This is a genomic window from Nocardioides sp. AN3 (assembly GCF_054653495.1).
This window is the reverse complement of sequence record NZ_BAAIGC010000011.1, coordinates 85,607-106,095: the sequence shown is the minus strand read 5'-3', so window position 1 is coordinate 106,095 and position 20,489 is coordinate 85,607. Positions and strand designations below refer to the sequence as shown.

Below are 20,489 nucleotides of genomic sequence, written 5' to 3'. Positions count from 1 at the left end.
CGACCTTTCTGCCGTGCACAGCCACGGACGAAAGGAGCGAGTGCGATGAGTGTGGGCGACCAGCTCGGCCTCGACGACAACAGCGAACTGCTCGACCAGGCCCGCGAGAAGTGGCCGGCCTGGGTGGACGCAGATCCACGGCTTGGAGTCGTCGAGGAGTTCGACGACCTCCGGGCTTGGCTGCCCTCGGTGGACAGAGCCGCCTCTGACGAGGTCCTCCTGGCGCTGGCCATGCTGGCAGCCCCCGACGGCGGTGACGACATCGCCGCTGCGGCCGCGCTCGCCAAGTGCCTCCTGCCCGGCGCGTGCCGGCTCGCAGGCTGGCTGAGCACCCTCCCGCCCCGCGAGGTCTTCCGCGACAGCCAACCCGTCGCGGCCGGTTCCTGGTCGGCCGTCGAGCGGATCGACGAGCTCGTGGCTTCCCAGCTGTGGATCGAGGTCCGGACGTTCAAGTGGCGCCGGCTGCGCAAGGTCGCCGCGAACATCCTCATCAACACCCGCGTCGGCGTCCTCCGCGAGGTCGGTGACTTCTTCTACGTCTCCCGGGCCGACCGCACCTGGGCGAACACCACCCTCGTGGAGTCCTTCTCGTCCGGCGACCTGACCCGTCCTGACGGTGGAGCTGACTACCAGGCGGCAATGCCGACCGAGCGGGCTGCCGGTGCGCTGTTCCACCGTCCTGAGATCCTCGCCGATGCCGGCCCGGAGCAGGAGGAGCCGTCGGCCACCGAGGAGCTGCTGGAGCTGCTGGCGTGGGCGTGTGAGAACCAGGTGATCAGTCGGGCCGACCGCTACCTGCTGCTGTGCCTGGTCGACGAGGCCGACCGGGTCGAGACCCGCAACCTCGCCCGCGGCTACGGCGGCCTGCTCAGCAACGAGGTGTCCAGCAGGGTCGCGCCCCGCGTCGGGGTGTCCGAGGCAACCGTCCGTCGCCACGGCTCGCGCAGCATGCGCGCCCTCGCCGCCGCCGCCCCCAGGAAGTTCGGCCATGACGAATGAGGCCAACCGTGATCGCTCCCACCGCCCCACGACACATAGGCGACTGGAGGTGGTGAAGCCCATGACAAACACCCAGGACGACGGCGAGAGCCGGACGCCGGAGAAGATCGCCGAGCTGTTCGCGATCGCCGGTCGTGAGACCGAGGCGATCGAGCAGCTCACCGGCTGCGTCGCCCAGCTGCACGAGGTCCAGGCCGCCAAGGCCCAGCTGGCCAGCCTGACCCCGGCCGAGGTCCGCGCCGCGCTCGAGTTCCGCCGCGGCGGCATCGGGGAGGCCCAGTGAGCACCCAAGTCACGGCACCGGCCTCAAGCCGCCCGGTCGGCGTCGACGAGCTTAAGCGGGCCTGGGACGCCGTGAACGCCGGCGAGTTCCGCGCCGGCGCCGGCGCCGGCAAGGGACCCCGAGGCCGCGGCACCGCCGCCGCAGACGACTGGTCACCAGCCGACGGCGAGCACACCATCGCCGTGATCGGATGCGCCGGGTCGGTGGGAGCCAGCACCGTCGCCCTGGCAGCCGGCCTGGCCGCCGCCGGACCGGTCCGGGTGATCGAGTGCTGCTCGGTCACTGCCTCCGGTCTCGCCGCAGCCAGCACCGCCGAGCTCGGCCTTCACCCGACCGACTGGCGTCAGGGCAAGCGCGACCACGTCCTGCTCGAGCGGGCCAGCGAGATCCTGGCCGGCGTCGATGAGGTCCCGCTGCCGATCGACGCCGAGAACCAAACCCAGCTGACGATCCTCGACGTCGGCTGGGAGGCCGGCCAACTGCTGGCCACTGACTGCTGGCTCGCCGAGGCCGTCCGCACCGCCGACCAGGTCGTCCTGGTCACCACAGCCACCGTCCCCGGGATGCGCCGTGCCTCGGTCGCGCTCGAGCTGCTGGCCAACCACTGGCAGCCCGAGCAGATCGCCCTCGCCGTGCGAGGGCCGCGCCGCAAGAAGTGGCCCCGGGGCCTCGAGCACGCCGGCGGCCCCGCCGTGCGTCGCGCCCTGGTCGCAGACCGGTGCGTGGAGATCCCCGAGGACCGCGAGCTCGCGGTCAACGGCCTGGACTCCCGGCCCGTCCCGGCCCCCCTCATCTCGGCAGCACGTCAGCTGCTCGAGGCCGCCCACCTGCCCACCGACACCAGCGAAAGCGCCTGACCCGCACCGGGTCAGCAAACCCAGAAAGGAAGTCCATCCATGGACGTCATGACCGCTCTCCTCCCGATGGCCGCCCAGGTCTGCCCGAAGGCGCCGCCGGGTGCCGTCGGACCCACCAACGAGATCACCAGCTACGTGCTGTGGGGCGTCATCGTCCTGTTCGGCCTCGGCATCGTGATCGCCATCGGCGCGATCATCGCCGGCCGCGTGTTCTCTCTGCCGCACGCCTCCAAGGTCGGCGTGATCTCGGTGGTGGTCGTGTTCGCCTGCGCGATCGCCTACCTGGTCCTGCCCGGCATGCTCAACGGGATCCTCGGCAAGGGCTGCATCTGATGCGGCGCGCAGCCACGAAGAAGGCCGCCCAGGAATCAGGGGGCGCCACGGAGTGGGGCCGGCGCCGCCTGCTCGGAATCCTGGTCGCCGCCGTCGTCGTGGCTGCGCTCCTGCTCGGCGGCCTCGGCTACGCGGTCTACCTGGCCGTTGCCGGGATCGGTGAGGAAGCCAGCGCCAACACCGACGTCGCCACCGGCGAGACCGACCGCTCGACGGTGGCCCAGGGTGCCGCGCACCGCGATGAGATCGCGGCCGAGCCGATGCTGGCCGTTCCGGAGAGTGCCGCCTTCCCGGCCGAGACCACCAGCACCGCGGCGCCCGTCATCAAGGTCCCGGCCGGAACCGGCGTGAACGGACCTGCGTTCGTGATGACCGGGTTCCCGCACACCCCCGAGGGCGCGATCGGGCAGCTCGCCCAGATCGACCTCGCGGTGCTGCAGTTGATGAGCCTGACCACGGCCGCAGAGGTCTACAACGCCTGGGCCCTGCCCGGCGGGGTCCGCGCCGAGGAGTGGTGGATCACCGCCAGCGTCCGGGCGTTCCTCTCCAGCACCGGGATGGGCGAGGTCAAGGACCCCAGCTCCTCGGTCTCCCTCGAGCCGGCCGCCGGGCTCGTGAAGGGCACCGACGGGCCCGACTGGACCACCGTCTGCGTGCTGATGAAGGTCACCGCCTCCTACAAGCAGGAAGGCCAGATCGCCTTCGCCCACTGCGAGCGCATGCAGTGGGTCGGAGGCCGCTGGATGGTCGCCCCCGGCGCCCCGCCCGCACCCGCCCCCGCGACCTGGCCCGGCACGCAGCTGGCCCACGAGGCCGGCTGGCGTACCTGGTCGACCGACGACACCACCGACCCTGACCACATCGAAGGGGACCACTGATGAAGAACCTGACGACCGGCAACGACGACTCGCGGGCCACCCTGGTGCGCATCGGCATCCTGGTGGCGATCGCCTGCATGGTGGCCACCGTCGTCTGGCTCGGTGCTCGCACCCGGGCCGACGACTCCGGAGGCCCCAGCACCGCCAGCGGGGACAACTCGAGCCAGACGGTCGAGAACGCATCGGTCGAGCAGGTCGCACCAGACACCGCCCCGGCCGACGGCGTCGTGATCCCGACCGGCGACGACCAGGTCGACGGCTACCCGACCGGATTCCCGGCCACCGACCTGGGCGCCGTGGCGCTACAGGTCGAGCTGGCCAAGGCACAGCTCGGGTTCGACTACGACCAGGCCGTCACCGTCGCCCGCCTCTACGCCAACCCCGAGGACACGGCCGTCTTCGAGGAGCGCTCCCGTGCCGCGGTCGCGCTGCGCCGCCAGCAGGCCGGCGTCGCGAAGGAGGGCGACGTGCCCGCACCCGCGTCGTACGCCGTCACCCCGGTCGCCTACACCCTCGAGGAGCTCGACACCGGCTACTACGCGGTCAACCTGCTCAGCTATGTCACCCTCACCACCGCCGACGGTCAGGTCAAGGACAGCCTCTACGCCGGCACTCAGCTGATGCGGTGGCTCGAGGGTGACTGGCGACTGGTTCAGGGCAGCGAAGAGGACATCGAGCACCTGGTCTCCGAGGGCCAGCCGCAGGCGGTGGCGCCCGGCACCCCCGAGTTCGACAAGGCCGGCTGGATCCGGATCAACGGAGCTCCCCAGTGAGCACCGTCATCAACACCGTCGTCACCGCTGCGCGCCGGACGAGCCGACTCGGCACCGCCGCCCTGGCGCTCCTGGTACTCACCACGCTCCTCGGAGCTGCCACGACCCTCCAGCCTCCCGCCGCAGCGGCCAACGAGCCGGCCGTCCGCGTGGCGCACCTCGCCCCGGTCGCCAGCACCGGCACCGGCACGCTACCGACCCGCAACGTCAAGATGGGCTGCCCGGGGCCCGACGCCCTGTGCGACCTCGGCGGCGACGCCGTCGACTGCGCCAAGGACCCGATCGACTGTGGGAAAGACGTCGCCGGCGATGTGAAGGACGGTGCCGGCGACCTGCTCCCCGACGGATGCGGGATCCTCGACGCGATCTGCGGCAACATCGGCGGGCTGCCCGGCCTCCCGGGCCTCCCTGGGCTGCCCGGAATCCCCGGGCTGCCGAACGTCGGTGACCTCTTCGGTGGCGGCATCCCCGGTCTGGGCGACATCCCCAACCCGTTCGAGGCGATCGGCGACGTCATCGCCAAGGCCGCGGCGGACGCCTGGACCGCGGCCATGCTCGCGATCTGGAACTCCGGCCTGTTCGTGCTGCGCATCGTGCTCACGTTCAGTGAGCTGTTCTTGACCCCGGACCTGAGTGCTGACGGCCCGGGCAAGGACGTCTACGCCTTCACCCTGTGGCTGGCGCTGTCCCTGGTCGTCATCTTGGCGATGATCCAGCTCGGCGCCGCGGCCTTCAAGCGCGAGGGCAAGAGCCTCGCCCGGGCCTTCATCGGCGCCGGCCAGTTCGTCTTGGTCTGCGCCTGCTGGTTCGGGTACTGCGTCATGATCATCGCGGCCTGCGGGGCGCTAACCAAGGCGCTGATGAAGTCGCTGCTCAAGGTGCAGACCTGGCCCGACTGGGACCCGCTCAGCGGCCTCGGTATCGACGACATCACCGACGCCGGCGTGGCCACCGCGCTGGCCTTCCTCGGGATCTTCTTGTGGCTGGCCGCCATCGGGCACGTCCTGGTCTACCTGGCCCGCGCGGCATCCCTGCTGGTGCTCACCGCCACGGGGCCGCTCGCGGCCGCCGGCTTGGTCTCGGACTTCACTCGCTCCTGGTTCTGGAAGTCGCTGCGCTGGTTCCACGCCGCGGCGTTCACCCCGGTGCTGATGGTGATGGTGCTGGGCATCGGTGTGCAGTTCGCCAACGGAGTCGCCGCCCACCTGGCCGAAGACACCGCCAAGGCGTTCGGCACCGCGCTGCCGGCCGTGATGACGATCCTGATCAGCGTCGTCGCACCGCTGTCCCTGTTCAAGCTCCTGGCCTTCGTCGACCCCGGCACCCCCAGCGGCGCGTCGTTCCGCCAGGGCATGGCCATCCAGGGCGGCCTCCAGGGACTGCTCGGCGGCGGTGGCGCCGGCGGTGGCTCGTCGGCTGCGTCGACCACCGACGCCAACGGCCGCTCCTCGGGCGAGCAGAGCGCCGAGGCATCGACTGGCGACCGGTTCAGCAAGTCGACCCAGGGCGCCCTGGGCAGCTTCGGCCCGGTCGGCCAGGCGCTGTCGACCGGCATGGGCTGGATCAACTCCGCCGGCGCGAAGGCGACCTCTCTGATGTCGGACGAGACCAACCAGGCCGGTGTCGGCCAGAGCACCTACGGCCCCGACTTCAGCGGCATGGGGGGACGGCAGTCCGGCGACCAGTCGGGCGGCCAGGGCGGCACCCACCCCGGCTCGCAGAACAGCGGGGACGACGACTCGTCGATGCCGACCCCGCCCTCGCCTCCTGTGCCGCCCACCCCGCCGATGCTGCCCACTGGCGGCGGACCCGGTGGTGGCTCGGGTGGCGGTTCTGGCGGCCAGGGCGGCGGGGGAGCGGGTGCAGTTCCCAAGACCCCGGCCGCTGGAGGCGGGGGAGCCGCCGGCGGTGCTGGCGGCGCCGGCGCGGCGGCTGGCGGCATCCCACCGGTGGCGGTGTAACCGATGCGCCGACAGCCCCACCTCGAGCACCGATCAGCACGCACCGACCTCGCTGACCAGAAGGGAAGCCGACGATGACCACCTACGCCGACTACCAGCGCGACCGCATCGGCTGGTTCTTCGGCCTCTCCGGAGGCCAGCTGATGTTCCTGGCGCTGGCCAGCCTGCCGGCGTTCTGGGCGATCAGCCGCGGAGCGTGGTTCTCCGCGTTCCTGTTGGCCCTGGTCTGGGTGTTCCTGCTGGCCATCACCGTGATCCCGGTCCGCGGCCGCTCGGCCACCGGCTGGGTGTTCGCCTCGACGATGTACGCCGTCGGCGGCCTTTTCGGCTGGACCTCGTTCCGCAACAAGGCCACCCAGGGCCGCGCCGAGGACCTCGACACCCCCGACCTGCCCGGCGTCCTCCAGGGCGTGCAGATCCACGACGGCCCGCCGCACGGATCGCAACTGCAGCGCGTAGCGATCATCGAGGACCACGCCTTGAAGACCTGGGCGGTCACGGCCTCGATCGTGCACCCCGGCATCGGCATGAAGGACACCGAGGAGCGCGCCCGCTACGGCGAGGCGCTCGCCGGGCTGCTCGACGTCGCCGGCCGCACCGAGAAGGTCGACGAGATTCTCTTCATGGTTCGCACCGTCCCCGAGGACGGCGCCGAGCGTGACCTGTGGGTCAACCGCCACCGCCGCTCCAACGCACCGGAGCTGTCGGAGGTCGTCAACAGCGACCTGGCCCACGGCCTCACCCAGGCATCGGTGCGCACCGAGCAGTTCGTGACGATCGTCGTCCCGGAGACCCGGATCGCGCGGTCGGCCAAGGAGTCCGGGGGTGGCTTCGAGGGCCGCTGCCGCGAGCTCTACCTGCTCATGGCCGAGATCGAGGCCCAGCTGCGCGGCCCGATGGGGATGACTCAGGTCCGCTGGCTCACCAGCCCCGAGCTCGCGCTGGCCTGCCGGACCGGGTTCGCCCCCGGCGACCGCGCCGGCATCGTCGAGGCCCTCTCGCTGCGGGAGAAGGACCCGAGCGTCAACGCCGACGTCCCGTGGGCGATGGCCGGCCCGTCCGGTGCCGACGCCACGGTGCGGCACTACAGCCACGACGCCTGGAACTCGGTCAGCGCCACCATCAAGCTCCCCACCCGCGGCGTCGCCATGGGTGCCCTGGCGCCGATCCTGACCCCCAGCGAGTTCGGAGAGCGGCGCTCGTTCGTCGTCGCCTACCCGATCGTGTCCCAGTCCAAGGCCGACCGGCAGTCCGGCAACGCCGAGTGGGCCGCCGACCTGGCCGAGGGGATGAACGAGAAGCTCGGCCGCAAGACCCGCGCCAAGCAGCGCGACGAGGCCCACAAGGCCCGCGGGCTCGACGCCAAGCTGGCCCGCGGCAACTCGCTGACCCGGCCCTACGGCGTGTGCACGGTCACCGTCCCCAAGACGATGCGGATCACCGAGTTCGGTCGCCGCCTGGACGCCTCGGTCCGGCGTGCCGGGTTCGCACCGCTGCGCCTCGACCTCGCCCAGGACGTCGGGTTCGCCGCGTCCACCATCCCCCTCGGCACGAGCCTGACCCGAAGCGGAGACGCCTGATGACCACCAACCCCCGGCGGAACCGCCGCGGCGCCGATCGAGGCCGGGACATGGCGGCTTTGCTCTCCGACTTCGGGCACGACCTGCCCACGATCCCCACGCTCGCCCCGCAGGCCAAGGAGCCCCGGCTCTTCCGCTACGCGCCGCGCCGCGGTGCCACCCGCCGCGGCCGAGGCTGGGCCGCCTCCACCGCCCCGGCAATGGCCTGGCGGATGACCAGCGACCAGGCCCCGGTGTTCTGGCCCTTCGTCTCCGCGCCTGCCCTACCCCCGACCGGCGCGCAGATGGGCGTCGACCAGCTCTCCGGCGGCAGCTTCTACTGCGACCCGTTCGGGTGGGTGCTGCGCGACGACGTGCCCGCCACCAACCCCAACATCTTCCAGTTCGCCAAGCCGGGAAGCGGCAAGTCCGGCACCACCAAGGCGTTCTGCACCCGGATGATGCCGTTCGGCTACCGCACCCTGGTCACCGGAGACGTCAAGGACGAGTACGAGTCGCTGTGCCACGCTCTCGGCGTCGAGCCCTTCGTCATCGCCCCCGGCTTCAGTGCCCGGGTCAACCCGCTGGACAAGGGCCCGCTCGGCGACGGCTGGGAGAAGCTCTCGGCCGAGGAAGCCCAGCGCCGGGCCACGATCATCTTCAAGCGGTGGCTGGTCCTGGTCCGCGGCCTGGTCGGCAGCATGAAGATCGACGACGAGCGCCGGGTGCCATTCGGCCCCGACGAGTCCGACGTCGTGCGCAACGCGCTGGCGATCCTCACCGGCTACGCCGCCGGCAACAGCGTCCTGGCCGAGACCACCATCCCGCGGCTGTGGGACCTGCTGCGCAACCCCACCGAGGAGCTCGTCCGGGCCTGCGAGTACGCGAACACCCGCGTCTTCCTCGACGAGACCCGCCTGCTGCGCAACGCGCTCGGCGAGCTGGTCACCGGCACCCTCGCCGGCCTCTTCGACGACTTCACCAACATCGAGGTCGACTGGCGGGCCCCGATCCAGTCGTTCAGCCTCTCCCGGCTCGACGGCCTGGGCGATGAGGCCGTGGGCATCGCGCTGCTGTGCATGAACTCTTGGGGGCGCGGTCTGCGGGAGATCGCCGAGCCCGGCGACCTGCGCATCGTCGTGCGCGACGAGGTCTGGAAGCAGATGCGCCTCGGAACCGCCGCGGTGGCGAGCTTCGACGCCGACCTGCGGCTCTCACGCGGCATGGCCGGCAAGGGCGGCGACATCCAGTTCTGCAACCTCCACAAGCCCTCCGACCTGCTCTCGGTCGGCGACGCCGACTCCCAGGCCGCGATGATCGCCAAGGACCTCCTCGAGCTGGCCGACATCAAGATCCTCGGCGCCCAGAAGCCCCGTGTCGCCCGCGAGCTCGACTCCATGCTCGGTCTCGGCCCGATCGCCCAGGACCTCGTCTCCGGGTGGGCCATGCAGGACAAGGGCCGCGCCCTGTGGTGCATCGGCGACGCCACCTACAAGGTCCAGACGGTGCTCCACCCGCTGGAGAAGAAGCTCTACTACACCAACGAGGCCATCGAGTCCGCTCTTTAGAAGTTCGCGCGAATTTTGACGGTTCTGCGACGAACCTGAGCATACGCAACGTCCTTGAGCCTGTGCGGACACTCAGGTTCAGAGAAGCCGCGATGGGATCGCGTGTCACGTGCCGGATGGGGAGCCGTCACCGAGAACCTCACCGGACGGGTCATCCGGGACCCTTGAGCAGCGACGAGCGCGCCGTCCCGCGGCTTCACCAGTGGCGGTTCGGCCAACGGGACCAGGGGTGCCGCCACAATGGCGAGAAGGCCCGGCATGGGGGTGACCCATGTGTCCGAGTTACTCGATCTGGTCGCCTGCGGCGAGCATCTGGGCATGGGCCCGGTAGGTGGTCGCCCCGAATACCATCCGCAGGTCCCGGTTGTACTGAATCAGCGACTCCGCGCTGACCAGGAGCAAACGAGGAGGAGGTGGGCGGGACGTTCTCGTGGGGCATCGAGAAGGATGTGTCTCACATTGGAATGCCAATCCGCACCGTACGGTTGTGCCTACGACAGCAGATCGCCACATACCTGGTCGAGGATCTCCACGACGTCGGGCGCCTGTCTTTGGGGCAACCTTGGTGATGGCGCACCCGACGGCGGTGGCTATCACAGTGCGCGCCAGATCGACAAGCTCGACCGAGTGCTCGTCGGCAACCTCCCCGAGGTGGACGCGGGCAAGCGCAGGAGGAACGCGCTCTGCGAGAACGATGATCCGATCGCCTGCTCAACCTCGGCACAACCCTGGATGCTGGCTGGTTCGTCGCTGCACGTTCTGACCACCTCCGCCGAGTCCCGGCGAGGCACATGTGTCCTGGTGGATCGCTATGCCTTGAACCAGCATCAGTCGCCCGCAGGCAAGGGGGCATCGTCCCTTGAGGATGACCTTGGCTCGGCTCGTGTGTGTTGAATGCGAGGAGGTCATCCGGGGTCAAATGCATTATTGCCAGGAGTACGTCGCCGGGTCGGCGAGCGCGGCGGAGACGTCGTCGTACCGGCGGAGGACCCACGAGTTGGCCTTGCGCGACCAGTGGGCCGGGGCGTTGGCGCGCAGCTCTCGGTAGAGGGGATAGGGATCGGCGATCACCTCGGCGTCGAACGGGCTATCGGTCAGTGGCTGGTCGCTCCCCGAACATCTCCTTCGCGGTCGCTCCTTCATCAGCGGCCCTCGGTGTGATCGACGTCGAGTACGGACAGGTGGGTGGGGGCGACGGGCGTGCCGCCCACCCGAGGTCGCTCGGTTGACCACGTCATCTCCTGAACTCATGGTTTGTACTGGAAGTACAACTACGATGTCGCGTAGGTCGAGAGCCGTGACCTCCCGAGCTGGGCGGCAAGTGAACGGAGACGTGTGGGATGAGGAAGCTTCCAGCGAAGTTGGCCAGTCAGCTCTACGGGGCGGCGGAGCTGATCGCGGAGCGCGGTCTGGACGGCACCAAGATCGAAGACATCGCTGAGGCCACGGGCATCCCCAAGGCCACGATTTATTACCACCTCGACGGCAAGAACGCGGTGCTGGAGTTTCTCCTCGGCGACCTGTTGGACATGATCGCCGGGGCGGTCGGTGTTGCGGTGGCGAGCGAGGAGAACGCGCGGACCCGACTGGAGGCGGCTGTGCAAGCGCAGCTGGGCGTGATGCTCGAGCACCCGTCCTTGTGTCGGGCACTGGTCGGCGACCTCGGACGCGCGACCCGGCTGCCCGAGTTGGCGGCGGCACTGCGGACTGCCTTCTACGAACCGATCGAGCAACTATTGGCTGAGGGTGTCTCCGACGGGTCGCTGCGCCAGGTCGCCGATCCGGGCGCCGTGGCCTTGAGCGTCTTCGGTGCCATCACCCTCGCTGGCCTCAGCGCGGCCGTGGAGGGGCCGTCCGCCGACCCATCCGCCGACGCAGCGCGCTTCTCTGCCGCGGTCAGCGAGCTGGTCCTCGACGGTCTCGCGACACCTGGCAGTCGCGACCAGCGGCGGAGTGAGCCGCTGTGAGCAGCATGGAGGAGCTCCTCGCCAGCTGGAACGAGAAGTTCCGGCCGCACGCTGATGGTGCTCAGCTTCCGCCGCACCACACCCACTGCCTCGCCTGTGGCCCCGACAACCCACACGGCCACCACCTCACCGCCCGTCGTCGAGGCGAGGAGGTGCACGCGACCCACGTCTTCGACGAACGTCACGTGGGCGCCCCCGGGATCGCCCACGGCGGTGCCGTAGCAACCGTTTTCGACGACCTCTTCGGGTTCCTGCTCTACCTCACGGGCGGTCCTGCGGTGACCCGGAAGCTCGAGGTGCTCTACGACTCACCGGTCATCCTCGGCACCACCTACGATCTCGCGGCCAGGGTCGTCCGGACAGAAGGGCGCAAGCTCTTCATGGAAGCCGACATGAAGCAGCTCGGAGGGTCGCGTGTCGCCTCCGCCACGGCCCTCTTCCTTTCGGTGGACGTGACCCACTTCAACCAGGGCATGCCGCGATGACGGGCCCATCGTCGGGCGCCGTACTTCCCGACGCCTCGTGTTCCGAAGGTCTGCAGTCCCGTGGGTGCCGATCCTGGTGGCGGTTGCCTCAGAGTCTCGGCAGCGGTTGGTACAACCTGAGCAGCACGAACAGCTCAGGACGGCGCTCGGATTCAACGGCCGGGCCCGGTGTCGGATTCGCGCCCGGTCCCGCCCCTCCAATGCGTGGTCCAGTCTGACAACGCGCGTAGCGCGGGCACGAGCGCCTGCGCTGCCGCGGTCGGGGAATACCCGACCAGGCCCGGATCCGTGGCGGTGTGACGCTCAAGGAGTCCCTCGGCCTCGAGCCGGCGCAGGCGGTCGCACAGCAGCCGATCCGATACGCCAGGCACGGCGACGCGGATGTCGCTGAACCGCCGGGCTCCGGAGAGCACTGCGAGCAGGATGCTGCCCGTCCATCTGCCGCCGATGAGTTCCAGCGCTTGCTGCAGGCCGAGGCAGTGGCCAGGCGGCCATTGTCCGGGAGTGCTGCTCTGCTGCGTCACTGGTCCATCATGACGTTTCGGTTCGTCGCGAGGAACCTTTGGCCGGACACCACGCGCGGCGGGGTCACGTCGTCGCAGGGCACACCCACTTTCAACACCACTTACGAAGAGTACTTACCATACGTAAGTTTTGTGGCTAGGATGGCCATGGAGCGGACGGCCCACAGTTCTGCTCCGCACCTCGACGTGGAAGGTCTGGTGGCTGACCGTGGACGTACTCGTGTTGGTGGGGCGCATCCTGTTCGCCGCGTTGTTCTTGATGTCGGGATTCGGGCACCTGACCCAGACCAAGATGATGGCCCAGTACACGGCCTCGCGCGGGGTTCCTCAGGCGCTCGCCCCGACAGCGGTCTTCGGGACGGGGCTGCTGATCGTGGCCGGCGCACTGATGGTCCTGCTGGGCGTATGGGGCGACCTGGGCGCGCTGTTCCTGGTGGTCTTCCTGGTTCCGACGGCGGTGGTCATGCACGGCCCGTGGGGCGTCGAGGATCCTCAGCAGCGGATGATGGAGCAGACCCAGTTCCTCAAAGACCTGGCGCTGGCCGGGGCGGCGCTGATGGTGTTGGTCCTGTACGGCTGGGCCGGCCCTGATCTGGGGCTCACCCTGACCGACCCGCTGTTCGACCTGGGCTGAGCGGCGTGTCCGGCGATCCGAACCGACTGGCCGGTACCGGATGGGGTCGTCGATGAGCGGACCGATAGGTGTCGGTGACCTTGCTCCGGACTTCAAGCTGCCCGACCAGCATGAGACTCCGGTCCGGTTGAGTCGGCTGCTCGTGGCCGGGCCGGTGGTGCTGTTCTTCTACCCGTTGGCGATGAGTCGGGGCTGTACCGCGGAGAGCTGCCATTTCCGTGACTTGGCTGCGGAGTTCGCGGCGGCCGGTGCGACCAGGGTGGGGGTCAGCCGCGACTCCGTGGCTCGTCAGCGTCAGTTCGACGCCGAGCATGACCTGGGGTACCGGTTGCTCTCCGACGCCGAGGGGGCCGTGGCTGTTGCCTACGGTGCGCAGCGGAATCTTCTCGGGTTGCCGCCGCGGCGGAGCACCTTCGTGATCGGCTCCGACCAGCGCGTGCGGGGAGTGATTCGTAGTGAGCTGCGGATGGAGGCCCATGCCGACGAGGCGTTGCGCATCCTCGCAGCCGACGGGGGCGCGGACGCCGGGGGGACCGGGCCTGCCTAGCGACGGCGGGGTGGCCTCCCCGGGGGCGGGGGGTTCTCGGGCCGTGGGGTGTCTTCGTCGTCGGTGAGATGTGCGTCGGGGTCGACGGAGGTCTCGAACGCGGCGGCGAGGTCCTCGCCCGAGGTGTGTCCCCGGGTCTGTCGCAACGGGGTCTCCCGCAGGAACAGCAGGATGACGAACCCGAGGATCGCGAACGGTACGGCGGCGAGGAACGTGGTCTTCAGCGCCTCGGCGAACCCGCTGGTGACCGCGAGATGGATGGGCTCGGGTAGCGCGGCGATCTGCTCGGGGCTGCCCTGGGGGGGCGGACCCGGCGGGCATCTGGTCGGCGCTCACCCCGGCCGCCTTCAGCTGGGCGGGGATGGTGTCGCGGAGCCGGTGGGTGAGCAGTGCACCGAAGACGGCGACTCCCATCGCGCCGCCCAGGGAGCGGAAGAAGGTGGCGCCGGAGGTGGCGACGCCGAGGTCGGCATGGGGCACCGCATTCTGGGTCGCCAGCACGAGGACCTGCATCACCATCCCTATGCCGGCGCCGGTGATGAACATGAAAACGCCGGCCAGCCACAGCGAGGTGTCCACCGACAGCCGGCTCATCAGCGTCTCTCGCGTGGCCAGAGCCGGAGCGGCGCCGGGATAAGCGCTACTCCTCCAGGTGTAGCGGCTCAGCAGTGCCACCAGACGCAGATCGCAAGTGGGCGATGTTTGGGGACAGCCGGACGCCAGTCAGGAGATGTCGCCGACCAAGTAGCGCTGCAACGTGGGAGCAAGCGCGGCCACCAGCTCGTCCTGGCTTGCAGAGGTCAGATCCTCGAGGCCGACGACGTGGCGAGCCAAGGCGAGGCCAAGGATCTGCGACATCACGAGCGCGGCGCGCAATGGTGCCTGCCCGACCCCGAGATGGGACACGACCGGTTCCAGCAGATCAGTGGTGAACTTCTCGCCAATCATGCGAGCGGTGTCGGCTTCGACCGCCGCGGTGCGGAGGGTTCCGAGGATGCGCTCTCGCCGGCCCGTCTCATCGAGTGCCTCGATCACCAGTCTTGCCAAGCGCTCGCCCACGAGCCTCGGGTCCCCGTCCAGGAGCCGAGCCATGAGCGCGGACGAATCCGAAGAAGAGTTGACGACTTCGTCGAACAGCTCTCGTTTCGAGCCGAAGAAGTACGCCACGAGGGCGGCATCCACGCCCGCCTGTGCTGCGACCGCCCTCAGGGTGACGCGGTCGTAGCCTCCAGCGGCGAACTGCTCGCGGGCTGCCTGAGCTATCTCCTCGCGTGTAGAACTGTGCCCCGGCCGGCGCCCTGGTCGTGCTCTGACCGGGCTCACGGCCGCCGTTCCATCAGAAGGTTGCTCCATACCCCACCCGCCTAGTTTTCCGTCCAAAGGCCGTCGACGAAGGGCTGGCGGCTCAGGAGAGCGGACGCGACACGCCGGGGCGTGGCAGTCCTCATGAAATTCAGCCTGTCCGTCACTGGTCAGCGACCGCGTCACCTCGTCGAGGCCGGTGCCGCCATCCTGACAGTGTCGGACGATGGTGCTCGAAGGGCAACGAGGCTGCATACGTGGTCAACACGACATCCGGGCAACGACGACTCAAAGCGGAGGCGACAATGCTGAGTGCGCCGATTCTTGGTGGTCTGCCGAACTCGCTCAGCCAGACGCGGCAACGCCGGGCGATGAACGCCATCGGTAGCCCACTGCACGCCCACTGCAGGGACAGGCGTGGCGCCGTGGGCGGCTGGACCCTCTACTTCTACCCTTTTCCTCCTATGTATTTCGGCGTAGGCTGGCGCCGACCGCTACCTACGGGTGATCGCGATCCCCCGGGTTCGGCCGCCACGGCTGGAGGTGGGTGAGGTGAGATACGGGAATCCGTACGGGCCGGCATGGCAACAGCTGGGGAACGCCCTGTGGGATGTCTTGGCAGTCGTGTGGTGGACGCTGGTGGCTGGCAGCGTCGCGTTCGGTGCATGCTGGTGCATGGGGCAGTTCATGTACACCGAGTGGGTTCGCGACCATCCTGCGCCCCGCCTACGGTTCTTCGCCGAACGCAGGCTGCGTCGAGACATCGCCCGCGGGCTGGGCGACCTTGAGGAGTACCTCCGCGAACGCGATCCAGCGCACCTCAACGACGGGCCCGCCCCTTCCGGCCGGTCTCGGACCTGGAGGCGCCGGGGCTGGCACCGACCTTGAAACAGACCCCCACAGCCCGGACGCCTCCAGGATCTGCGTTCGCAGGGGGATCTCTGAGGGCTGCTATCCCAACGGGCATACCCGGATGGGCCTGGCTCGATGAGCGATGCTGAGCAGATGCTGCCGAGCCGCTGGCAGGACGAGAGCGAGGGGCTGCTTCGCGTGGTCGAGCGTATTGCCCTGATCCTGAACGAAGCCGGGATCCCACGGATGTCCGCCAGGGTGTTGGCCTACATGCTCGCCGACGACGCTGACCGCTACTCCGCCGCCGCGCTCGCGGACGGGGTCCGGGTCAGTCCGGCCGCAATCTCGGGGGCCGTGCGGCATCTCACCGCGACACGGATGGTGGTCAAGGAGCGCGAACCCGGGAGGAGGGCCGAGTTCTACCGGGTCTGTGAGGGCGACGTGTGCGGCATGATCGTGGCCGCCTGGATCCCGGTTCTCAAGCAGTGGGAGTCCGTGGTGGAGTCCGCCGCCGTCGAGCTCGGCGCGAACGGCGGCGGCCACCGATTGGCCGAGGCGACAGAGTTCATCGCGTTCCTGCGCGGCGAGACGGAGGGCATGCTCGAGCGCTGGGCCGAGTACCGCCGACATCCTGGATGAGCGATCCTCGGTGATCGAGGCGCCGTCAGGGATTGGTGGTCGATTGCGTTCGGGCCCTGGCTGCGGTCCGGATCGGTGTGGTGAGGCCTCCAGGACGTGCCCCGGCGTTCGTCTCTCGACGCTTCGGTCCCTCAGTTGCTGACCTCGATGCTTTGTCGGTCGGTGGCCTCGGCCTGCTGGTTGAGCATGGTCAGGAGCTTGTCGCCCTCGATGTCGAGGTCGGGCAGTAGGCGGTCGAGCCAGCGGGGTAGCCACCATGCTCGCTCGTCGAAGAAGGCCATCAGCGCGGGGACGAGGGTCAGCCGGACGATGAAGGCGTCGATGAGGATGCCGGCGGCGAGGGCGAAGCCGATCTGCTTGATCATGATGTCGTGGCTGAAGATGAAGCCGGAGAAGACCGCGACCATGATGATCGCGGCTGCCACGACGACGCGGCTGGCCTGGTCGAACCCATGCACGACGCTCTGGCGGGCTGGCTGGCCGTGGATGTGTGCCTCGCGCATGGAGGAGACCAGGAAGACCTCGTAGTCCATGGCGAGGCCGTAGAGGATGCCGGTCACGATGATCGGCATGAAGCTCATCAGCGGGCCGCCGGTGTCGAACCCGAAGAGGCTGCTGAGCCAGCCCCACTGGAAGACGGCGGTGGTGGCGCCGAAGGTGGCCAGGATGCTGAGCAGGAAGCCGGCGGTGGCCTTGAGTGGGACGACGATCGAGCGGAAGACCAGCGTCAGGATCAGGACGGACAGCACGATGATGATGCCGAGGTAGAGCGGTAGGACGTCGGCGAGCTTGTCGGACATGTCGATGCCGATGGCGGTGAACCCGGTGACGCCTAACTGCACCTGGTTGTCCTGGGCGATGTCGTTGTCGGGCTCGCGCAGCGACTTCACGAGGTCGCTGGTCGCCTCGTCGCTGGGGCCGGAGGTGGGGATGATGCTGAACACGGCGAGGTCGCCGGCCTCGTTGACGCCGACCGGCGCGGCCAGCACGATGTCGTCTCGGTCCTGGAACTCGGCGAGGAGCTTGTCGGTCAGCTCGGGTGTGACGCGGTCTGCGGTGCCGGTGGGCTCTGCGGTGACCAGGAGGGGGCCGTTGAATCCCTCACCGAAGCCTTGGGAGACGGCCTCGTGGCTCTGCCGGGCGGCGGTGTCCTGGTTCGCGGTCTCGCCGGTGGGGATGCCCAGGTTCATGCTGGCAGCGGGGATCGCCATCACGCCCAGGATCGCGACCACTCCTGCGATGACGGGCCACCGTAACCTGATCACGCCCTTGACCCAGTGGTCGGCGACGCTGTGGGACTCCGCCTCCACCTTGGCGCGGCGCCGGGATCGGGCCTTGTCGGAGCAGATCCGCTCCCCGACCAGCCCCAGCAGGGCGGGCAGCAGGGTCAGTGCGATGAGCACGGCCAAGGCGACCGTGGACGCCGCGACCAGTGCCATCGTGGACAGCATGGCGATGCCGATCACGGTCAAAGCGGTCAGCGCGATAAGGACGGTCAGGCCGGCGAAGAACACAGCACTGCCCGCGGTGCCGACCGCTCTGCCCGCTGCCTCCTGCGCGCTGAGTCCCCGATCGAGAATCAACCGTCGCTGCCGGTTGACGACGAACAGCGCATAGTCGATGCCGACGGCGAGGCCGACCATGAGACCGAGGACGGGGGTGGCGGAGTTCATCTCGACGGCCGTGGAGAGCGCGTACGCGCCACCCACGCCGATGCCGACGCCGACCAGGGCGGTGATCAGGGGCAGACCGGCCGCGATCAGCGAACCCAGGGTGAGCACCAGCACGAGAGCGGCGACGGCGAGACCGATCACCTCACCAATACCGACCGGGATTTCGATGGCCTTGAGCGAGTCGCTCGGGAGCACGGTGATCCCGGTTCCCTGCTCGGCACGCTCCACCACCTCGACCACCGAGGTGACGTCGTCATCGGTCAATGAGGTCGAGGCGACTGTGAACTGGAACTGGAACAGTGCGACCTGCCCGTCCGAGGACACCAGCACGCCGGGCACCGCGGCCCCGTCCACCACCAGCGGCTGGTAGGGAGGCGCCTGCCCCTGCTCCGTCCCGGCTGAGGGATCGGCCGGAGCACCTTCCTGAGGAGTGCCCGGTCCGCCCTGCTCCCCGGCACCCAGAGCGGCGTCCAGGGGATTGACGACCTTCTCAAGGGCATAGACGTCGCTGACGGTGCCGCTGATCACCGCAAGACGCTCCGGAGTGTCGAGGCGCTCACCGCCTGGCACAGTGAAGACGACGCTGGCCTGGCCTCCCGACGCCGCGGGAAGCTCATCGGCCACGCGGTCGAGCACGGTCTGAGCCTCGGTGCCCTCGATCTTCATCTCGGAGCTGACGTTCACCCCGTTGATGGCCACGGCACCGACGACCGCGGCGAGGACCGCCACCCAACCGGCAATGAACAGCCACGGCCGGCCGAATGCGGTTCGTCCGAGTCGGTACAAGAATGTGGACATGGGTTCTGGGTCTCCTTGAGGGGGCGGGGCGGCGGTGGCTAGAGGCCGTGGCGCAGGTAGTCGAAGGTGAGATCGAGGAACGAGGCGTAGTCCATCGATGCGGGGGTGGCGTCGTTCTCGCCGTCCAGGTGCACGTCGAGAGTTCCCTCCAAGGCGGCCATCACGGCGCCATAGACGGCGCCGAACAGCAGCGGCACGTAGATGGCGGGATAGCGGTCCCCGGCTGCGGATCCCAAGAGCTCCTGGGCGGTGTGGCGCATGCGCTGCTGAACGCTGAGGACGTACGGCTCGAGCGTCGGGTACTGCCGTGCCATGGCCATCAGCTCGCGCATCCTCACCAAGGTGTCCGCGGTGAACTGATCCCTCATCACGGACAACAGGGCATCGAGCAGTGGCAGGTCTTCCGGCAGGTCGGCGAGGATCGCGCTGGCGTCGTCGACACCCCCGAACGCGACCGCGGCGACTGCCTCCTCCTTGCAGGAGAAGTGGTTCGCGAAGGTGCGCCGGGAGTAGCCCGCCCGCTCCACGACGTCCGCAGTGACAAACCCGAACAACCCGCGCTCACGGGTCAGCTCGAAGGCCGCCTCGGCCAGCGCCTGCGCCGTCGCCTCCCGCTTGAGGTCCCGCAACCCACGATCCATGCCCTCAGTATGACCGGGCCTGCCCAATGAGCAACATTGCCCAGTGAGCACGCAGACAGTCGCCTGACGCCTTGCTGAGCGGTAGCCGCCGGCGGCGGCCGGTAGCGTGACGGCACACGCGACTGCTGATCCGCCTTGGACGGCCGGTCCTGTCAGTCGGCGGCATCGACCTAGGGGAGCGCGTATGGGTGCTGATGGCGAAGCGGTCGGCGTTGACCGTACACGGAACCAGACGACGACTGACGGGGAACAGTTCGCCGATGCGGTGCTGGCCCTGCTCGCAGTCGCTCGGCGGACCAGGGGCCGACTGCAGCCGCTTTTCGAGGACGTCACCGTGCCACAGCTGGTACTGCTGGACGCCGTGCAGGCTTGTGGTCGCGAGGGCATCGCCGCCATCTCGGCATACACGCTGCTGAGCCAACCCACGGTGACCCAACAGGCCGCCGGGCTGGAAGCGGCCGGCCTGCTGTGCCGTATCCCAGCCGTGGACGATCGACGCCGACGCGTACTCACGCTCACCGAGCGCGGGGAGCAACTCCTGGCCGCCAAGCGCGGCCTGGTTGCCGACCGGTTGGCGGTGGCCTGGACATCCCTCACCGCCGAGGAGCAGTCGATCGCGGTCCCGCTGCTGCGTCACATCATTGATCTTGTCTCCGAGCTCGCCTGAGTGATTCGACCCGGTACCACCTACGGTCCACATTGGGCCCGTGCTACTCGGTACTGGACGGGTATCCTGAGATCGGAAGCGAGGGCGAATCCCTCACCACACCGAGCGAATCGGTAGTTTCCGGCCCGACGCCGAGAGCCAAGGGGTGAAGGACCTCGCCGCGGACATCAGTGCCGTCCAAGAGCCCGAGACCGAGAAGATGAGCTCGTGGCTGAGGCGTTGAGGACGTCCCCGACACCGGCAGCGGTGACATGGGTGGCATGGACCACGGCGGGCGGGCAGCATGGAAGACATGCCGGGCATGATGTCGTCCGACAAGATGGAGGAGTTGGCGTCTGCGTCCGGGTCGGCGTTCGACGAGATGTTCCTGTCGATGATGATCGAGCATCACGAGGGCGCAATCGAGATGGCCCAGACCGAGCAGGCAGACGGCGAGAACCCCGGCGCCGTCGACCTGGCCCAGACCATCGAGAAGACGCAGGCCTTCGAGATCGAGACGATGAAGGAACTCCTCGCGTCCTGATCGCCACAACTGAGGCTCACACGGAC

At 69.1% G+C, this 20,489-nt stretch carries 21 protein-coding genes; 16 read left to right on the top strand and 5 right to left on the bottom strand.

Translation table 11 applies throughout. The features are described from left to right. Nucleotides 1–45 precede the first annotated feature (45 nt). From ACYQ1K_RS14195 to ACYQ1K_RS14155, 9 genes are all read left to right on the top strand, one after another. Nucleotides 46–999 carry a hypothetical protein gene (locus ACYQ1K_RS14195; protein WP_459983687.1) on the top strand — a complete coding sequence of 318 codons (954 nt, stop codon included), beginning with the start codon at nucleotides 46–48 and terminating at the stop codon, nucleotides 997–999. Between the two features lie 61 nt (nucleotides 1,000–1,060). Further along, complete coding sequence (locus ACYQ1K_RS14190) at nucleotides 1,061–1,282, top strand: hypothetical protein (RefSeq protein WP_151578547.1); 222 nt, start codon at nucleotides 1,061–1,063, stop codon at nucleotides 1,280–1,282. After that, a complete protein-coding gene (locus tag ACYQ1K_RS14185) occupies nucleotides 1,279–2,139 on the top strand; it encodes a hypothetical protein (RefSeq protein WP_459983686.1) in 861 nt (286 codons plus the stop codon). Before ACYQ1K_RS14190 ends, ACYQ1K_RS14185 begins: the two co-directional genes overlap by 4 nt. Before the next feature lie 39 nt (nucleotides 2,140–2,178). After that, entirely contained in the window at nucleotides 2,179–2,472 is a 294-nt protein-coding gene (locus tag ACYQ1K_RS14180; RefSeq protein WP_011755687.1) for a hypothetical protein, read from the top strand. Further along, complete coding sequence (locus ACYQ1K_RS14175) at nucleotides 2,472–3,350, top strand: hypothetical protein (protein ID WP_459983684.1); 879 nt, start codon at nucleotides 2,472–2,474, stop codon at nucleotides 3,348–3,350. The genes ACYQ1K_RS14180 and ACYQ1K_RS14175 overlap by 1 nt, the downstream gene beginning before the upstream one ends. Beyond that, nucleotides 3,350–4,123 (top strand): hypothetical protein, encoded by a 774-nt coding sequence (locus ACYQ1K_RS14170; protein ID WP_459983682.1) that lies wholly within the window; start codon nucleotides 3,350–3,352, stop codon nucleotides 4,121–4,123. The genes ACYQ1K_RS14175 and ACYQ1K_RS14170 overlap by 1 nt, the downstream gene beginning before the upstream one ends. Next, nucleotides 4,120–6,084 (top strand): type IV secretion system protein, encoded by a 1,965-nt coding sequence (locus tag ACYQ1K_RS14165; protein WP_459983680.1) that lies wholly within the window; start codon nucleotides 4,120–4,122, stop codon nucleotides 6,082–6,084. Before ACYQ1K_RS14170 ends, ACYQ1K_RS14165 begins: the two co-directional genes overlap by 4 nt. A gap of 74 nt (nucleotides 6,085–6,158) precedes the next feature. Beyond that, a complete protein-coding gene (locus tag ACYQ1K_RS14160) occupies nucleotides 6,159–7,664 on the top strand; it encodes an SCO6880 family protein (RefSeq protein WP_459983678.1) in 1,506 nt (501 codons plus the stop codon). Then, nucleotides 7,664–9,211, top strand: a complete 1,548-nt coding sequence (locus ACYQ1K_RS14155; protein WP_459983676.1) for an ATP-binding protein — start codon at nucleotides 7,664–7,666, stop codon at nucleotides 9,209–9,211. The genes ACYQ1K_RS14160 and ACYQ1K_RS14155 overlap by 1 nt, the downstream gene beginning before the upstream one ends. A gap of 924 nt (nucleotides 9,212–10,135) precedes the next feature. Here ACYQ1K_RS14155 and ACYQ1K_RS14150 read toward each other — a convergent pair. Beyond that, nucleotides 10,136–10,354, bottom strand: coding sequence for a hypothetical protein (locus tag ACYQ1K_RS14150; protein ID WP_224275792.1), 219 nt, complete (start codon nucleotides 10,352–10,354; stop codon nucleotides 10,136–10,138). A gap of 197 nt (nucleotides 10,355–10,551) precedes the next feature. On the opposite strand from ACYQ1K_RS14150, the gene ACYQ1K_RS14145 reads away from it, so the two are divergent. Together ACYQ1K_RS14145 and ACYQ1K_RS14140 are read left to right on the top strand one after the other, a co-directional pair. Beyond that, the gene (locus ACYQ1K_RS14145; protein WP_207083442.1) at nucleotides 10,552–11,178 is read left to right on the top strand and encodes a TetR/AcrR family transcriptional regulator; all 627 of its coding nucleotides are present in this window, start codon (nucleotides 10,552–10,554) and stop codon (nucleotides 11,176–11,178) included. A gap of 5 nt (nucleotides 11,179–11,183) precedes the next feature. Further along, nucleotides 11,184–11,663, top strand: coding sequence for a PaaI family thioesterase (locus ACYQ1K_RS14140; RefSeq protein ID WP_224276416.1), 480 nt, complete (start codon nucleotides 11,184–11,186; stop codon nucleotides 11,661–11,663). A 152-nt stretch (nucleotides 11,664–11,815) separates the two neighbouring features. On the opposite strand, the gene ACYQ1K_RS14135 is transcribed toward ACYQ1K_RS14140, so the two are convergent. Further along, nucleotides 11,816–12,187 carry a winged helix-turn-helix transcriptional regulator gene (locus tag ACYQ1K_RS14135; RefSeq protein WP_207083443.1) on the bottom strand — a complete coding sequence of 124 codons (372 nt, stop codon included), beginning with the start codon at nucleotides 12,185–12,187 and terminating at the stop codon, nucleotides 11,816–11,818. A 208-nt stretch (nucleotides 12,188–12,395) separates the two neighbouring features. Between ACYQ1K_RS14135 and ACYQ1K_RS14130 the strand changes: the two genes are divergently transcribed. Both ACYQ1K_RS14130 and ACYQ1K_RS14125 read left to right on the top strand, forming a co-directional pair. Beyond that, a complete protein-coding gene (locus ACYQ1K_RS14130; RefSeq protein ID WP_207083444.1) occupies nucleotides 12,396–12,821 on the top strand; it encodes a DoxX family protein in 426 nt (141 codons plus the stop codon). A gap of 52 nt (nucleotides 12,822–12,873) precedes the next feature. Then, on the top strand, nucleotides 12,874–13,368 hold the full coding sequence (locus tag ACYQ1K_RS14125) for a peroxiredoxin (RefSeq protein ID WP_129478253.1): 495 nt from the start codon (nucleotides 12,874–12,876) through the stop codon (nucleotides 13,366–13,368). A gap of 723 nt (nucleotides 13,369–14,091) precedes the next feature. Here the strand turns inward: ACYQ1K_RS14125 and ACYQ1K_RS14120 are convergent. Then, nucleotides 14,092–14,721, bottom strand: coding sequence for a TetR/AcrR family transcriptional regulator (locus ACYQ1K_RS14120; protein ID WP_207083445.1), 630 nt, complete (start codon nucleotides 14,719–14,721; stop codon nucleotides 14,092–14,094). Nucleotides 14,722–15,657: 936 nt separating this feature from the next. On the opposite strand from ACYQ1K_RS14120, the gene ACYQ1K_RS14115 reads away from it, so the two are divergent. After that, a complete protein-coding gene (locus ACYQ1K_RS14115; protein ID WP_129478249.1) occupies nucleotides 15,658–16,161 on the top strand; it encodes a GbsR/MarR family transcriptional regulator in 504 nt (167 codons plus the stop codon). A 131-nt stretch (nucleotides 16,162–16,292) separates the two neighbouring features. Here the strand turns inward: ACYQ1K_RS14115 and ACYQ1K_RS14110 are convergent, their stop codons facing one another. Then, nucleotides 16,293–18,632, bottom strand: a complete 2,340-nt coding sequence (locus ACYQ1K_RS14110; protein WP_129478247.1) for an MMPL family transporter — start codon at nucleotides 18,630–18,632, stop codon at nucleotides 16,293–16,295. A 38-nt stretch (nucleotides 18,633–18,670) separates the two neighbouring features. Further along, the gene (locus tag ACYQ1K_RS14105) at nucleotides 18,671–19,273 is read right to left on the bottom strand and encodes a TetR/AcrR family transcriptional regulator (protein WP_129478245.1); all 603 of its coding nucleotides are present in this window, start codon (nucleotides 19,271–19,273) and stop codon (nucleotides 18,671–18,673) included. Nucleotides 19,274–19,457: 184 nt separating this feature from the next. Here ACYQ1K_RS14105 and ACYQ1K_RS14100 point away from each other — a divergent pair, with 184 nt between their 5' ends. Both ACYQ1K_RS14100 and ACYQ1K_RS14095 read left to right on the top strand, forming a co-directional pair. Continuing rightward, nucleotides 19,458–19,940: a MarR family winged helix-turn-helix transcriptional regulator gene (locus ACYQ1K_RS14100; RefSeq protein WP_129478242.1), complete on the top strand. Its 483-nt coding sequence runs from the start codon at nucleotides 19,458–19,460 to the stop codon at nucleotides 19,938–19,940. A gap of 283 nt (nucleotides 19,941–20,223) precedes the next feature. Continuing rightward, entirely contained in the window at nucleotides 20,224–20,463 is a 240-nt protein-coding gene (locus ACYQ1K_RS14095) for a DUF305 domain-containing protein (RefSeq protein ID WP_372456056.1), read from the top strand. The last annotated feature ends 26 nt before the right edge of the window (nucleotides 20,464–20,489 follow it).

Coding starts and splice junctions, on each gene's coding strand:
- ACYQ1K_RS14190 (WP_151578547.1), top strand. CDS start 1,061: ATGACAAACACCCAGGACGACGGCGAGAGCCGGACGCCGGAGAAGATC.
- ACYQ1K_RS14140 (WP_224276416.1), top strand. CDS start 11,184: ATGGAGGAGCTCCTCGCCAGCTGGAACGAGAAGTTCCGGCCGCACGCT.
- ACYQ1K_RS14125 (WP_129478253.1), top strand. CDS start 12,874: ATGAGCGGACCGATAGGTGTCGGTGACCTTGCTCCGGACTTCAAGCTG.
- ACYQ1K_RS14100 (WP_129478242.1), top strand. CDS start 19,458: ATGGGTGCTGATGGCGAAGCGGTCGGCGTTGACCGTACACGGAACCAG.
- ACYQ1K_RS14095 (WP_372456056.1), top strand. CDS start 20,224: ATGGAAGACATGCCGGGCATGATGTCGTCCGACAAGATGGAGGAGTTG.
- ACYQ1K_RS14155 (WP_459983676.1), top strand. CDS start 7,664: ATGACCACCAACCCCCGGCGGAACCGCCGCGGCGCCGATCGAGGCCGG.
- ACYQ1K_RS14180 (WP_011755687.1), top strand. CDS start 2,179: ATGGACGTCATGACCGCTCTCCTCCCGATGGCCGCCCAGGTCTGCCCG.
- ACYQ1K_RS14150 (WP_224275792.1), bottom strand. CDS start 10,354: ATGAAGGAGCGACCGCGAAGGAGATGTTCGGGGAGCGACCAGCCACTG.
- ACYQ1K_RS14195 (WP_459983687.1), top strand. CDS start 46: ATGAGTGTGGGCGACCAGCTCGGCCTCGACGACAACAGCGAACTGCTC.
- ACYQ1K_RS14110 (WP_129478247.1), bottom strand. CDS start 18,632: ATGTCCACATTCTTGTACCGACTCGGACGAACCGCATTCGGCCGGCCG.
- ACYQ1K_RS14120 (WP_207083445.1), bottom strand. CDS start 14,721: ATGGAGCAACCTTCTGATGGAACGGCGGCCGTGAGCCCGGTCAGAGCA.
- ACYQ1K_RS14115 (WP_129478249.1), top strand. CDS start 15,658: ATGAGCGATGCTGAGCAGATGCTGCCGAGCCGCTGGCAGGACGAGAGC.
- ACYQ1K_RS14105 (WP_129478245.1), bottom strand. CDS start 19,273: ATGGATCGTGGGTTGCGGGACCTCAAGCGGGAGGCGACGGCGCAGGCG.
- ACYQ1K_RS14145 (WP_207083442.1), top strand. CDS start 10,552: ATGAGGAAGCTTCCAGCGAAGTTGGCCAGTCAGCTCTACGGGGCGGCG.
- ACYQ1K_RS14175 (WP_459983684.1), top strand. CDS start 2,472: ATGCGGCGCGCAGCCACGAAGAAGGCCGCCCAGGAATCAGGGGGCGCC.
- ACYQ1K_RS14170 (WP_459983682.1), top strand. CDS start 3,350: ATGAAGAACCTGACGACCGGCAACGACGACTCGCGGGCCACCCTGGTG.
- ACYQ1K_RS14160 (WP_459983678.1), top strand. CDS start 6,159: ATGACCACCTACGCCGACTACCAGCGCGACCGCATCGGCTGGTTCTTC.